The organism is Asanoa iriomotensis, assembly GCF_016862515.1.
In the GTDB taxonomy this organism is placed as follows: Bacteria; Actinomycetota; Actinomycetes; order Mycobacteriales; family Micromonosporaceae; genus Asanoa; species Asanoa iriomotensis.
The window spans coordinates 76,834-90,887 of record NZ_BONC01000028.1; the positions used below are offsets into that span (position 1 = coordinate 76,834).

16 protein-coding genes are annotated in these 14,054 nt (G+C 66.7%); 14 read left to right on the top strand and 2 right to left on the bottom strand.

Annotation, left to right across the window (positions count from 1 at the left end):
- Positions 1–126: 126 nt before the first annotated feature.
- The 13 genes from Air01nite_RS20530 (at position 127) to Air01nite_RS20590 (ending at position 11,470) form a co-directional block, all read left to right on the top strand.
- Positions 127–777, top strand: a complete 651-nt coding sequence (locus tag Air01nite_RS20530; RefSeq protein WP_203704334.1) for an ATP-binding cassette domain-containing protein — start codon at positions 127–129, stop codon at positions 775–777.
- Positions 778–1,030: 253 nt separating this feature from the next.
- Complete coding sequence (locus Air01nite_RS20535) at positions 1,031–1,336, top strand: hypothetical protein (protein WP_239090835.1); 306 nt, start codon at positions 1,031–1,033, stop codon at positions 1,334–1,336.
- Between the two features lie 2 nt (positions 1,337–1,338).
- Positions 1,339–2,238 (top strand): hypothetical protein, encoded by a 900-nt coding sequence (locus tag Air01nite_RS20540; protein WP_203704335.1) that lies wholly within the window; start codon positions 1,339–1,341, stop codon positions 2,236–2,238.
- 730 nt (positions 2,239–2,968) lie between these two features.
- Positions 2,969–3,502 carry a winged helix-turn-helix domain-containing protein gene (locus Air01nite_RS20545; RefSeq protein ID WP_203704337.1) on the top strand — a complete coding sequence of 178 codons (534 nt, stop codon included), beginning with the start codon at positions 2,969–2,971 and terminating at the stop codon, positions 3,500–3,502.
- 354 nt (positions 3,503–3,856) lie between these two features.
- Positions 3,857–5,050, top strand: coding sequence for a bifunctional UDP-sugar hydrolase/5'-nucleotidase (locus Air01nite_RS20550; protein ID WP_203704338.1), 1,194 nt, complete (start codon positions 3,857–3,859; stop codon positions 5,048–5,050).
- On the top strand, positions 5,047–5,859 hold the full coding sequence (locus tag Air01nite_RS20555) for a TauD/TfdA family dioxygenase (RefSeq protein ID WP_203704339.1): 813 nt from the start codon (positions 5,047–5,049) through the stop codon (positions 5,857–5,859). The genes Air01nite_RS20550 and Air01nite_RS20555 overlap by 4 nt, the downstream gene beginning before the upstream one ends.
- Positions 5,856–6,395, top strand: coding sequence for a dCTP deaminase (locus tag Air01nite_RS20560; protein ID WP_203704340.1), 540 nt, complete (start codon positions 5,856–5,858; stop codon positions 6,393–6,395). The genes Air01nite_RS20555 and Air01nite_RS20560 overlap by 4 nt, the downstream gene beginning before the upstream one ends.
- Positions 6,392–6,919, top strand: coding sequence for a dCTP deaminase (locus Air01nite_RS20565; RefSeq protein ID WP_203704342.1), 528 nt, complete (start codon positions 6,392–6,394; stop codon positions 6,917–6,919). The genes Air01nite_RS20560 and Air01nite_RS20565 overlap by 4 nt, the downstream gene beginning before the upstream one ends.
- Before the next feature lie 29 nt (positions 6,920–6,948).
- The gene (locus tag Air01nite_RS20570; protein ID WP_203704343.1) at positions 6,949–7,626 is read left to right on the top strand and encodes a PIG-L deacetylase family protein; all 678 of its coding nucleotides are present in this window, start codon (positions 6,949–6,951) and stop codon (positions 7,624–7,626) included.
- Positions 7,623–8,351 carry a WbqC family protein gene (locus Air01nite_RS20575; RefSeq protein ID WP_203704344.1) on the top strand — a complete coding sequence of 243 codons (729 nt, stop codon included), beginning with the start codon at positions 7,623–7,625 and terminating at the stop codon, positions 8,349–8,351. The genes Air01nite_RS20570 and Air01nite_RS20575 overlap by 4 nt, the downstream gene beginning before the upstream one ends.
- Positions 8,348–9,463: a glycosyltransferase family 4 protein gene (locus Air01nite_RS20580; protein WP_203704345.1), complete on the top strand. Its 1,116-nt coding sequence runs from the start codon at positions 8,348–8,350 to the stop codon at positions 9,461–9,463. Before Air01nite_RS20575 ends, Air01nite_RS20580 begins: the two co-directional genes overlap by 4 nt.
- Before the next feature lie 57 nt (positions 9,464–9,520).
- Entirely contained in the window at positions 9,521–10,279 is a 759-nt protein-coding gene (locus Air01nite_RS20585; protein ID WP_203704346.1) for a formylglycine-generating enzyme family protein, read from the top strand.
- 84 nt (positions 10,280–10,363) lie between these two features.
- Positions 10,364–11,470: a UDP-N-acetylglucosamine--N-acetylmuramyl-(pentapeptide) pyrophosphoryl-undecaprenol N-acetylglucosamine transferase gene (locus Air01nite_RS20590; protein WP_203704347.1), complete on the top strand. Its 1,107-nt coding sequence runs from the start codon at positions 10,364–10,366 to the stop codon at positions 11,468–11,470.
- Here the strand turns inward: Air01nite_RS20590 and Air01nite_RS20595 are convergent.
- Positions 11,462–11,800 (bottom strand): HIT domain-containing protein, encoded by a 339-nt coding sequence (locus Air01nite_RS20595; RefSeq protein WP_239090836.1) that lies wholly within the window; start codon positions 11,798–11,800, stop codon positions 11,462–11,464. The genes Air01nite_RS20590 and Air01nite_RS20595 overlap by 9 nt on opposite strands.
- A gap of 253 nt (positions 11,801–12,053) precedes the next feature.
- On the opposite strand from Air01nite_RS20595, the gene Air01nite_RS20600 reads away from it, so the two are divergent.
- Positions 12,054–12,764: a TIGR02391 family protein gene (locus tag Air01nite_RS20600; protein ID WP_203704348.1), complete on the top strand. Its 711-nt coding sequence runs from the start codon at positions 12,054–12,056 to the stop codon at positions 12,762–12,764.
- A 236-nt stretch (positions 12,765–13,000) separates the two neighbouring features.
- Here the strand turns inward: Air01nite_RS20600 and Air01nite_RS20605 are convergent, their stop codons facing one another.
- The gene (locus Air01nite_RS20605; RefSeq protein ID WP_203704349.1) at positions 13,001–13,846 is read right to left on the bottom strand and encodes a DUF4394 domain-containing protein; all 846 of its coding nucleotides are present in this window, start codon (positions 13,844–13,846) and stop codon (positions 13,001–13,003) included.
- Positions 13,847–14,054 lie beyond the last annotated feature (208 nt).

Sequence of the window (14,054 nt, forward strand, 5' to 3'; positions counted from 1 at the left end):
CCAACTCCGCCAGGCGGCGCCTACCACCGCCGCAAGGACCGGGGCACACCCGCCCGACGAGGGCAGGACCCGGCGGCGGATCCGCAGCCTCGGCAGCAGGCGGTCCCGCTGCTCAACGTCGCGGGCGTGCGCGCGCCCAGTTGCGGGCTGCTCGACGTGTCGTTCACCGTCGACGCCGGGCACCACCACGCCGTGGTCGTCCCGCACACGTCCGGGACCGCCCTGCTGGAGATCATCGCCGGGACCGCCTATCCCGACCACGGGCAGGTGTATCTGGCTGGGCAGCCTGTTGCCGGCCGACCCGCCTCGGAGCTGATTCGGCACAACGTCGGCTACCTGCCAGTGACACCGCGCTGGCATCCTGGTCGAACGGTCGTCGGGGTGCTCGAGGCCGCGGTCCGCTGGCAGATGCTCTACCGCCGACAGGCGACCGCGTTGACCGGGCGGGAGCAGATCACCGACGTCGTGGACCGGTGCAACCTGGGCGCCCTTGCTGATGCGGAGTCTGACCGGCTGGCACCGCAATGGGCCCGGATGCTGGACCTGGCTGTCATCCTGCTCCACCGTCCACGCCTGATCCTCGTCGACCAACCGATGACCGGCCCCGGTGAACCAGCCGCCTCCTTCAGGCAGGCCATCACCGACCTGCCCGACACGGTCGCGGCCCTGTTCGCGGTCCCCACCCCGTCTGACGCGGCCGGGCTCGCGGACCGGGTGACCGTCATCAGCCACGGCCGCACCAGCGGACACCCCGAACCGGGGACGGCCCAGCGATGAGAACAGTCGACGACTTCGCGGGCCGCGCAGCCCCCGCCGCGCGCCCGCGTCGCAGGCCGCGACCCGACGGCCTGGACCGGCACCACTCGCCCGTGGCACTCCCACGCCGCGGTCGCCTGGTGCCGACGGTGTGGTGCGCCGCCGTAACCGACAGCCCCGACGGCGGCGCACCACACCCCCTCCATTCCCCGATCGCTTCCGCGAGCACCGCGCACCCGTTGACGCCATCCATGACCATCCCTCAGGCCGGCACGTGCCCCCACCCGAACCCGGCGACCTGCTCTGGATCGACCGGCCCGCGAGCGTCCAGTTCGCCCTGGCTCCGTTCGCGTTTCTCCTCGTGCGCGTTCACCGCTGGAGCACCTACACCGGCTGGATCTGGCTCGACGGCTTCGAGCTGTCCGACGAGGGCCGGCTCGTGCAACGCCGGTCGATCTTCGTCCAAACCGCCGGGATCCAACCCGCGCCCACCAGCCACCCCCGTCCGCAACCACGCGACGTCATGGCAGCGATCACCTGGCCGAAAACAGAACCGACCGCACCCCGACGCACACGATAACCGTGCAGGAGCAGGCCAATGACCATGACCACTGGCTCACCCGCCACCGCCACGCAACCCGACGACCGCTACGACGCAGCCCGCGCGGCATGGTCGGCGAGCGACCCGCCTCCCACCGCTGCGAGGCGGCGATGACGGCACCGGGACCGGCACAGTCGTACTGCGACACCCAGGCCGTGCCCGAAGGTGTACGGATCAGGTGCCGCCGGGTTCCCCTCGAACCTGGCATCGTCCTCACCCCACATCAGTGGGCCGACCTCCACACCCACCTGGCGCGCGGGGAATTACCCGGGTTCGCGGTTGAGCTTCCGAACTCGTGGGTCACCAAAATCGCCCCACCCGGACAAGAAGACCACGCGCTCTACCTGTGGCGCGATGAGATCGTCGCACTCGCCCACGAACTGCGCACCGGACGCCACCCGCAACTCGAAGATGCGGTCGACCGCTCGACGGTGGACGACACGGCAGGGACGCCGACTTCGATGCGTGCCGGGTCGCCCTCGGTGGCAGCGGCGGCAACACCGACTTCAAGCGCCGACGACATAATCACCTCGACTGATCAATCGCCATCCATCGAGGCCGACCACGCTGAGGAGTCGAGCCCGGCGGGTTTGGACCTTTCGACGTCTCAGGTCGACCTGCTCACCGCGATGGCCGCTTTCAGGTGGGCCCGGATCGTTGACGGAGTTGTCCGGGTCGGCAGCGGCAGGCATTCCATGCGGGACCTGTACGCGCTGCGTACCGCGAAACTCGTCCGAGCTTCCCGCGACGGACGCGGCCTGCGCGACCGCAAACGCTTCGAAATCACCGACCGCGGCGCGACGCAAGCCCGACGCCTCACCCAGGCCGGGGGAACGGACGGCGCAGCAGTCGGCGTGTTAGAGAGCGGGACGGACCGATGACGAATAGGGGAGCCGCGACAGTCATTCCTCCCAGAGCCGGGGGCTGGGCCTTCCACCGCGCAGGTTGCGAATGGACGGTTACCTCCCAGACACCGGACAGCTCCTCCATCCGTCTCAGTCACAAACAGCTCATGGAACTGACACACGGCGCCCTCTCGAGAAGGTGGCCGACATACATCCACTGGTCCCCAGACCGCTCGTGGGCAGCCGTGCACTCCGCCGACGGCGCAGTGCTCTGGTGCGACCAAACCCAGATGGACATCGTCCGCACCCAGATCATCGACCACGTCCGCGCGGCACTGACCCGCGCATACGACCAAGAACGGCGACGGATGCTCCGCCACCGCGTATGGACCACCATCCGCCGCCCTCTCGGCAACACACAGAACGGGTCACCCTGACGATCCGCCGCCACCAATGGCATGTCCGGACCGACTCCCACAGGTTCGCCCTCACATACCTACTCACTCCACGCAGCCCGACTTCGTCCAACTCGCCAGGTGATGCCTCGGCCTCCACTACCGCGAGCGGTACCACCTCACCGACCACGGCCGTCGCCGAGGCACACCGCAGCGACCCGTAAAGGCCCGGCTCAGCCACGACAGAGCAACCCATCCAGGGGATAACCGACATGAACGTCCAGGCCACCACGCCACACCAGACCAGCACGACTTCACTGCCCGCCGCTGCACCCGCCCCACGTCGGACCTCGCCAGGAGCCCGGCAACAGATGGCCCAGGCTGCGTTCGCCATCACCGCAGCGACGACCATCTACACCGCACTCGCCGGCGTTCTCCAGATCCGACCATGGGCAACCACGGGCAGCGGCCCATGGAAAGAGGTGTTCGGCCTTCTTGTTGCCGCGCTGCTGTTGTGGGTGCCCGCCACGTTCAGCCCAAGCCGCGCGCCGGCCACGGCCATCGACTCACCGATCGAACCTGAGCAGCAACCCACGACATCGCCGGCAGACGAACCAATCTGGCGGCTCCTCCAGGCCTTACCCGGTGGCGACCGGCCGCTCTGGATCCAGGTCGAGCAACGGATACGCGAAGCGATCACCGCTGGACGCCTGCCCGACAGCGCCCCGCTGCCTCCGGAACGGGCAATCGCCACGCACTTCAGCGTTTCTGTCGGCACCGTCCGCAAAGCCACAGCCCACGGCCGCGACAAGGGATACCTCACAACCGGCAGCAACGGCAGGCACACCATCCATATCGGACCAACCATCACCGATCAAGTTTCTATGCCTGGGCCGCCATCATGACGTGTTCTGCGAGTCCGGGTCGATGCCGCGCGGGTCGAGACGCCGTGCTTGCTATTGACGGCCATCTGGTCCCAGGGGAGCCGTCATGTCCGGTCGCTTGATGATCGTTGTGGCGGTACGGCGGCAGGCAGTTCCGGCCGCGCGATGCCGCATACGCCCGGCCCGCGACAGCGCGGAGGTTAGTAAGGGGCGCGCCATCGAGCCGTCCGAACGCGCATGCCATTCCAAAACCTCTGGTCCTTCAGCTCGGCTTGCTGGCTTCTGCCGCATTCTTCTGCGTCCGTGTTTCTCGCTGGTCGCGACGCTCGGGCAAGCTTCTAACCATTGCGCCCTTCTAAACCCGGGGAGGTGACAATGTCCACGACGATCATCGCCACATGCGATTTCCATTCTAGTGTTCTGGATGGTCGGACCACGGTGGCGGCGCTCGCACGCTGGCGTAAGGCCGGTGCCTTGATCATCGATGCTGGAGACTTCTTCGGCGGCAACGCATTCCACGAGTGGTCTCGGGGCCACGTCGAGGAGACCATTCTTACCACGTTCTACGACGCGGTGATTCCCGGCAATCACGACATGGCTGATCTCATGCGACTGCGGACGCCGGGCCTGTTTCCGCCGATTGTGTGCTGCAACCTCACCCCGCCGGGTGCGTTCGGCGGGAGGTGGGAGAGCAACTTGCTGCTTACCGTCGGGGACCTGCGCGTCGGTATGGTGGGGTTCGTCGGGGCTCAGGCATTCGGGGCGGTTCCGGTCGATGAGCGGGAAGGCTTTGGGTTTACGGAGCCCACACCGGAGCTGCTTGCAGTCGAGGCCGACGGGTTACTGGGTCGTGGCGCTGATGTCGTCGTTGGTGTGAGCCACAGCGGGTTCGACCACGACGTTGCCCTTCAGCGCGCCGGAGTGCCTTTCCCGGTGATCATTGCGGGGCATTGTCACAGCGAGCAATACCTGTGGTCGTCGAAGGCCAAGCACGTCGCGAAGGCTCCGGAGCTCGGTGCCGGACTGCTGCGCATTGAGCTGCACCGCGGGGGTGTCCGCTCCTTCGCGATCGAGCATCACCCGCCGGGCGGACGTCTTGCGGTGACTGCCGGCGAAGAAGAATTTGCTCTCATCGCGATGATCGCCGAGTACGAACGATGGAGTTCCGAGGTTGTCGGCACGTTAGTGGCACCAATCCCGGACCGGAAGGCAGTAGCGCACGCAGTGGCCGCCAGGGCTCGGCAGGTCAGCGCCACCGACGCGTTCGTCATCAATGTGTTCGCATTTCGGGCCGGTCTGCCTGCTCGCGTGACCCGCGGTGCGCTGGCAGACGCCGCACCGTTCGACACCGCGCTCGTGCGGCTCACCGGTGAGCGCAGGGCCGCTGACGTCGTCGAACTCATTCGGCGGCTGGGGGAAGAGCCGGTGGTCGCGCCTTCGGTCGGTGGGAGCGGCGGCGTCGCCACGACGGCGTACCTGGCGGATCGGCTTGGTTTGCCGTACGAGCCGGTTGAACCGCGTTCTTCCGTTCGCTCCGTTATCACGTCGCTTTTCGGGAGCCTTGCATGAGCGATCTGCCCGTCCTGAGCGCCAAAACGTTGTTCGAGGGGTTCGACAGCCACCACGATTTCACGGACGACCTCATCGGGACCCATGCCGGTCGCGTTGTGATCACCTTTGATGATGCGGCCGATCATGCCCGCAACCGCAGTGTGGTGCTGGCGCTGCTGTCCTCGCTGGGGATGGTCCTTAGCGTCTACCCCTCCGTCGGGCCGTGGAGTGACCTGGCGGTGCGTACCGACGTCGACCCGGGCCGCACGCACGGGGTTGGCGAGAACCGGCTGCACATCGACATGGTCGACCGCGAGCACACCCCCCGATTCATCGCCCTCTACTGCGTGCGTGACGACCCGGGCGGCGGTGGCGCCTCCGCCCTGGCCGACATGTGGCCTGCCATCGAGTCACTGCGCCGCGACGACCGTCGTGTGCTGGAGCAGCCGGCGTACCGGTACTGGACCGACGAGGGAGTGCACGGTGTCGGCGAATCCCTACGAAGCTTCCCGATCGTGCCTAGCCGCTTGGACTGGGGCGTCCCTGTGCGCTTCACCAGCAAGATGGGCCCGCACCTGGACAACGGCGAGCTGGTGGACACCGGCCTGGTGCCTGCGGAGAAAGCCGCGGCTGCCTTCGGTCGACTCCGCGGCGCGGTCGAAGCCCAGCGAATCACCTACCGCCTTCGTCCCGGCCAGCTGCTGGTCTGGGACCAGCGGCGCTACGCGCACGGCCGGATGCCCCTGCGCATCGATCAAGACCAGATCCCCGAGAACACGAGGCGCCTGCTCCATCAGACCTACGTCATGGACCGGAGGCCGCGATGATCCTCACAGGCGCGGCCATCACCACGGCGGTGCAGAACGGCGAGATCACCTTCGACCCTTTCGACCCGGTCATGGTCAACCCCAATTCGGTCAACTACCGCCTCGGCTCGACGCTGCAGGTGCCCACCGTGCCGGTCATGGATCCTCGCGTCGACACGCCATGCGAGCAGATCACCATCCCGGACCACGGGTACGTGCTCAAGCCCTCCCGGGTCTATCTCGGTGCGACTGTCGAGACGATCGGGAGTAGACGGTTCGTGCCGAGCCTGATCGGCCGGTCCTCGCTCGGCCGGTTGGGGCTGTTCCTACAGATCAGCGCGGACCTCGGTCAGCTCGGCGCCTGCCACCGTTGGACCCTGGAAATCGTTGCGGTCCAACCCATCCGCGTCTACGCCGGGATGAGGATCGGCCAGGTGTCGTTTTGGGTGCCCGAGGGCCACCGGCAGCCGTACCGCGGCTACTACGGGCGCATCAGCGAGGCCGTCCCCTGCTACCCGCTCGCCGCCGCTGGCGCCCGCACCCTGGAGATGGCGTGATCCTCACCGGACCCGAGATCGTGCATCGCCGCGAGCGCGGCGAGATCACCATCGACCCGTTCGACCTGTCCTGCGTCAGCCCCAACAGCTACGACTTCCACCTCAGCGCAGACATCGGCTGGTACACCGTCGACGTTCTGGACTGCCGCAGCGAGAACCCGTTCGCGCGTAGCACCATCCCCGCCCAAGGAATGGTGCTGGAACCGCACCGGATCTACCTGGTCTCGACCGCCGAGAAGATGGGCAGCGCGCACTTCGTGCCGATCATCCGGGCCCGGAGCAGCACCGCCCGGCTCGGGCTGTTCGTGCACGTGACCGCCGACCTGATCGACATCGGATCGATCAACCACTGGACGCTGCAACTGCACGCCGTCCAACCCGTCCGCGTGTACCCCGGGATGCGGGTCGGGCAGGTTACGTTCTGGCGCGCATTCGGCGACATCGAGCTCTACGACGGCAAGTACCAAGGCTCCACCCTGCCGATGCCGTCGCAAATCTTCCGTGACTTCGCGGCGGCGAGCTAATGCCGCTGCTGCTGTCGCCGGCGGACCGGGTGGTCGCGCTGGTCGCGCACCCCGACGACGCCGAGATCCTCTTCTTCGGAACGCTACGACGCTGGCGTGACGCGGGTGCCGCGGTGACCGTCGTGATCGCCACCCACGGCGTGCATGGCATCTCGGTGACCGACCGCGACGCCGGAATCCGCCTGGACGCGGAGCACCGCCCGGCCGAGTCAGCCGCCGCCTACGCCGGCACGGAGATCGACGTCGAGTGCCTGGGCCTAGAGGATGGCGCGCTGCAACCCGACCGGCACCTCGTGTCCACAATCGAGGAGGTCATGACCCGGTTGGCATGCACTGTGCTGCTCACCCACGCCGTCCACACCGGCAACGATCACCAGGACCACCACGCGGTGGCAAAGGCCGCCGTCAACGCCGCAGCCCGAATACCTGGCTGCACCACGATCCTGCACGGACAGCCGATCGCTGCCCACCACAGCGTCGACGGGGTCGTGCTCGTGGACATCACCAACCACATAGACGGCAAGCTCAAAGCGCTGCAGAGGCACCAAAGCCAGTCCGGCCGCTACTACCTGGGCCAACCCTTCACTCGGCACCGGTCCGCAGCACCAGGCTGGGCCAAGCTGCCGCACCAGGCCGCTGACGGCCGCTGTTTCGAGGCACTCACCCCATCGCTGATGCTGCTCGCGAACCCACCGGAGCGACCGTGATCTACATCGAGCAGCCCCCGTTCCTGCCCTGGCTCGCCGTCTGCGAAGCCATGCTCGCCTGCGATGTCGTCGCGCTCTACGACGACGTGCAGTACGAAGACGGCGGCTGGCAGAACCGCAACCGGATCAAGACCCGCGCCGGCGTTCAATGGGTCACCGTCCCAGTAACCAAGAAGCATGGCCAACCCATCCGCGACGTCCGCATCGCCGACGCCTTCGACCCAACCGCCCTGCTACGGACGCTGCAAATGGCATACGGCCGAACCGCCTTCTACGCCGAGACGATGACGGTTCTCACTCCACCGCTACTGGCCGGGCACACACTCCTGGCGGACCTCAACGCCGACGTCCTGCGCCACCTCCGCGACGCCTTGGGCGCCTCGTGCGAGCTGCGTCGAACCTCCAGCATGCCGGTGCCCGCGACCGGTCGGATCGAACGGATCATCGCAGTCTGCCGCCACACCGGCCAAACCACACTGTGGGCCGGGTCCGGCACCCGCGGCTACCTCGACACCGACACCGTCGACTCCGCCGGCATCACCGTCCGCTGGAACGACTACTACGCCCGCCATCCGGTCTACCCGCAGACCTGGGCCCGCAACGGGTTCATCCCGGCGCTGTCAGTCGTCGACGCCGCCTGCAACCTCGGCTGGGCGGACCTGCGTACCCGGCTGCTGTCCGACTTCGGCCGCTACCGCACCCGTTTGATCGGAGCGCCCGCATGAGCCTCACCCGCATCCTGACCGGCATCGACCTACCTGCCGGGCCCTCCTGCGGCAGCATGATCCTCGCCGCCGACGCCTACCGGGCCATGCCACAGACTTACACCACCTTCCTGACCCTGCCGCCCACGGCCCCGAACTGGGAACACCCCTTCAACCTGATCGAGCTGCACACGCCGAAGCAGCCGTACGGCGGATCCGCATTCGACGCCTACGTCAACGACCTGACCGTCGAGGTGGCCGAGCTGATCCAGCAGCACCAACCGGACGTCATCCACGCCCAACATCTCGGCTTCGGCCTCAGCCCCGCATTCGCCCGCGCCGCAGGTGCCGTCCCGATCATCAGCATCGCCCACGGCACAGACGTGATCGCCGCCGACCACCTCGGCCAAGCCCGCAACGTGCTGACCGAAGTCGTCGCAGCCAGCACCCACGTCATCGCCCCCAACATCACCTTGGCCCGGCACGTCGACCGGCTCACCGCACATCGCTACACCCGCCGGCTCACCGTCATCCCCTGGGGAATTCCGATCGCTGACACGAAGCCACGGACTCCCTCACACAAAGACACCCGCCCGCTGGCGCTGCTGCACGCCGGTCGCCTCGACGAGAACAAATCCACGGTCACCGCCATCGACGCCATCCCGCTCACCAGCGAGCCGCACCGACTCACCATCATCGGCAGCGGCCCCGAGCTGGACCACCTCGTCAGCCGGACGCACACGCTCGGCGTACAGGACCGCGTCATGTTCGAGCCGTTCCTGCCGCGTGATCAGCTGTGGCGCCGATTCGAAGACTTCGACGTCTTCGTGTTCACCACCGCGGAGCTCGAGGCGTTCGGCCTGGTCGCCATCGAGGCTCAAGCCCACGGGCTTCCGGTCATCTACTCCAACCTGCCGGGCCTCGCCACCACCCTCGGCCACGCAGGCGTGGCATACACACCCGGCGACCCAGCCAGCCTGGCCGCTGCCATCGACCAGCTGACCCGCGACCCCCACCTTCGCCGAACTCTGACACGCGCCGGCCCAGAACACGCCCGCCGCTACGACATCGCCAACACCGTCCGACAGCTCGCCGCGCTGACCGCCCACACCGTCGCCGGAGTTACGGCCTGACCTATTCCGTCCAGGCCTTCCGCCACCACGGCCTGCGTCTCGAGAAAGGACATCAGCGTGCCGCTCACCGACCTCACCTTCGTCCAGGTCCCGCCCGGCACCTTCCAGCGACCACGAAGCGACGACCAGGCGCGCCAGACCGTGAACATCACCAAACCCGTTCAATGGAGCACCATGCCGGTCACTGCCGGCCTCTACCGGGCCTATCGCACGGCCACCGGCCACACCGACGATCCACAACTGGAAATCTGGGACGGCGAATGGCGGCCTGGACCCACCTTCAGCCAGGCCAATGTCCACGGCGACGACGTGCCGGTCGTCGGGACCTCGTATCCCGACGCGCTGGCGTTCATCGCCTGGCTCAGCCAACGCGACAGCCGACCCTACCGGCTGCCCACCGAGGCCGAGTTCGAGTACGCCCTGCGAGACGGCTGCACCGTCGACTGCGGCTCCACCTGCGTACCGAGCCGTAAGCACACCACAAGCGAATGGCCCGCAGCGTTCCTCGCCTGCTGGTCGACCGCGACCCTGAAACCGAACGGCTACGGCATCCACGCCCTGAACGGGGTGATCTGGTACTGGTGCAGCGACTGGTACGCCCCATACCCCGATCTGCAGAACCTCAACGACCCGCGAGGACCGCAGTCGCAACCCAACTCATCGCAGTGGAAGGGCCGCACCCTACCTGCGGGCCGAGTGATCCGCGGCGGCTCCTTCTCCTACTCGCAGTCGTACGGCGCCTGCACCAATCGGCACTTCTCACTGCCGGCCGATCGGAACGTCAACCTCGGCTTTCGAGTCGTCTGCGACGCCTGACCATATTCACTACCTAGAGGGGATACGCCTGCCGTGCCAGCCCAACACCCATCCGGCCCAAACCCACCGGGCGACCCTCGTGCGGTGCCGAAGGTCGGAATCACCGGCGGAGCCAGCGCCGGCCACGTAGTACCCGCCCTAGCCGTTGCCGCCGAACTCGGCCGAGCCGGAGCCGACCTGGTCTACTTCGGGCGAGAGGGCAGCATCGAGGCTGACCTTGCTGCTAAGGCAGGCATCCGCCTCGTACCCATCCCAGCAGCGGGACTACGACGCTACCGCTCCTGGAAGAACATCGTCATGCCGCTAACCGTCGTACGCGGCGTGGTCATCGCCTGGCAAGCACTGCGCCGGGAGCAGCCCGACGTCATCTTCTCCAAAGGCAGCTACGTATCCGTCCCCGTCGGCATCGCAGCCTGGCTCAACCGGATACCACTAGCGATCCACGAGTCCGACCAGTCCCTCGGCCTGGCCAACCGCATCCTTGCGTACCTGGCCAGCATCGTCTATCTCTCCGAGCCCGGGCACGGCCTACCACAGTGGCTCGAGCGCAAGGCGGTGGTAACTGGCCTTCCCCTTCGTGACGACCTGGCCGACGGCCAGCCAGAGAAGCTACGCGCCGAACTCGGCATCCGCGCCGACGCCACCGTCCTGCTCATCTTCTGCGGCAGCCAAGGCAGCCAGCGCATCAACGCAGCCATCCGCCGCCAACTCCATGCGCTGACCACAAAGTTCGCCGTCATCCACGTCTGCGGCCCCGGCAACCTCGACCCGACGCTCAACAGCACACCCGGATACTGGCAGCGGGAATACCTCCACGACGACATGGTTCACGCCCTCTGGCTCGCCGACCTCGTCATCGGCCGAGCCGGCGCCACCACACTGGCCGAAATCGAAGCCCTCAACAAACCCGCCGTGCTAATCCCACTCCCAACCTTCGTCAGCCGCGGCGACCAACTCGCCAACGCCGAGGCATACGCACGCCGCGCGACCTGCATCGTGGTCCCGGACGACGAAGACATGGCCGACGGCCGGCCCATCCTGGCAGCCTGTGAACAGCTCCTCCCTCATCTTCAGACGCGGAAGCTGCCACCCGGCCGAGACCAGATCCACCGCGCCGCACGGGAGATCGCCACCCGGACCCTCAATCTGTCGCGTCTGCAGCGGGCCGCTTCAGGGGGAACCTCACGCTAGGCCTTCGGGAAGATCACCCCGGAACAGTACGTGCCAATGCATGTGCTTGGACTCCTGATAAGCACCTTCATTCGTCACCACGCACGCCGCCCCGCGCTCGTCTCGAACGCGAGCGGCAACCTCGCGGACCACACCGATGACGTCCATCAACAGCCCTTCCCCACAGTCGCCCAGGTCGACCAGCGACGGTATGTGACGCTTGGGAACCACCACAATGTGCACCGGATAGCTTGGCTTTGTGTGCTCGAACGCAAGCACCGTATCCGTCTCCATCACCACCTTCACCGGCGTCCTACCCGACAACGCCTCATCACAATAGAAGTCCGACACACATACTCCTTGCCAAATCAGAATTGACACTCATCCGTTTCGGCGGGCCACGAACGCACTCGGCGGACGCAATGCCCCCGACCGCACTCGCCAGGAGGCGGAACGCGACCAAGACGACGAGAGATTACGCGATCATCGCTGGTCGATGGCGGGGCCGGCCGCTGGCCCCGAACGCCGCTCCGCGTCCGAGGTTCGCGCTCTATGGCACGCTGGAGACGTAGAAGCCCACGAGAACCCCGATTATCTGCGGGCAGTGGCCACGTCCGTGGTCGAGTTTCACGACGCCTTCCAGGCGTTCATGAAGCTCCACGTCTTCAATGATTCGATCGCACGCGGCGTTGCGCCGGCGGTGTTCCCTCGCGACGATGCCGGCGCCGACGAGATCGCTGGCGCAACCGCGGCAGTAGACCAAGCAGCGGGCCGGGCTGCGGCAGCCCCTGGGCTCACTGGCGTCAGGTTCAACGTGCAAGGTGCTGGTGTGGTCGATCCGATCGCGGCGTGGCACACAGTCACCAAGCCGAAGCCCGTCCTGGAACCTGACGACATCGTGCCGGCGTGCCATCAGATGACCGGGCGGTTGGACGAATTGATCCACAAGGCAGCCGCTGAAGCACCGCCACAGGTGGGTGCCGAGGCGATGCACCCACTCATCTGGGGAGCGGCTAGCCGCTTGTGGCAAGACAGCTACTTTCGCCACGCAGTTGCGGCCGCCGCCGAGTCACTCATCACGCACGTCAAGAACCGCACGCAACGCAATGACGTAGCGGAAACTCCATTGTGGCAGGAGACCTTCTCCGACAAGGCGCCCGAGCCGGGCAAGCCGCGCTTGCGCTGGCGCGGCGTGTCGACGAACCGAGACGTGAAGTCGATGAACGACGGGCTACGCCAAACGCAACATCGGTATCGACGGAGACCCTGTGGCACTGCTGCGCCTGTGCCGCTCGGCGCTCGACCACGGTCCTAGTCCAACTGGAACCACGTGTTCGCCGTTCGAGGGGTGGTAGGGCCGGATCCGTGGGGCGGTCCCGCCCCACGGATCCGTATTAGGAAGCGCCTTGGCGAGCTCGGGTGGGGCGCGTCGGGTGCATCCCAGTTCGAACGAGGTTGGCTCTTCGGGCCGTGGCCTGGGTGTGCGCGCGCCGGAAGGGAAGTTCGGCGTGGTGCCGGCCGTTCCCTCCCGCCGTCGTGCGGTCTCGGCGCTTATTCCTCGTCGAGCGGCAATGAGATGTCGACCACCTTCTGGTGGAAGCCGCCCTGCTCGTGGGCTTGGCCGGTCAGGAGGTTGACCCCGTAGAGGGTGCTGTGGTCGTCAACCTGGAGGACGGCGAAGGCCTTGTTGTAGACGGTCCGTCCCTGCCGGACGACGCTGTAGATGTCGAGGCCGGCTTCTACTGCGGCGTCCACGCCAAGTTTGCCGGTGGGGGCCAGCGACCCGGCGTTGGCGGGAGACTGCACCGCCGCCTGGTCGAGGTTGGTGTCGATGTCGAACAACGTCGTCGCGGTGTCCGGGTCGAGGTCGTTGTTGGTGTAGGCGGCTGCGGTGATGCCCTGGGCGGCGTCCGTCGAGGGCGGGTAGGTGAGGTTGCCGTCCTTGATGGTGGTGTTGTCGTTGAGGTTGTGGCGCAGGTTCTGCCCCTTGTCGCTGACGATCCGCAGCCGGTCGGCAGCTGGGTTGAAGTCGACGCCGAAGTAGGTTCCGTCGAGGTCGACGCTGAGCTGGCTGACTTTTTCGGCCGAGGCGTCGTCGGTGGACAGCGCGTAGACGCCACCCTGGTCGCCGACACCGTAGAGCTTGCCGTTTTGCACGCGGTAGTCGATGCCGATGAGCTTCATGTCGTCCGCGAGGCGCACCGTGCCGATCGTGCAGGCGCCACCGGTGTCGTTCACATCGAACATGATCAGATCGTCATGGTCGGTCCGCCCGATGGCGGTCAGCTCGCGCCACCAGCTGTCCCGCTCGTGGCACGAGTTTTCCCAGGAATCTCCGTACGAGTCGCGCTGCGGTCCACCGTCGGCCATCGCGCTGCCCGCCATCAGGCCGGACATGCCCGCACCGAGCGCAACGGACGCAACAGCGGACACGACTCGCCTATTGAGCGAATAATTCATCGTACGCACCTCTCACAGCCTAAATTCGCCCGCAAGGTCCGGTAGTGGGCGTATCACCATGAAAGCATTTCATGTTCCCGAACGGCTCCGTACCGCTCAGTAACGCTTGAGATGGGAGAAATGCTTAAGAAAGCAGCAAATCATC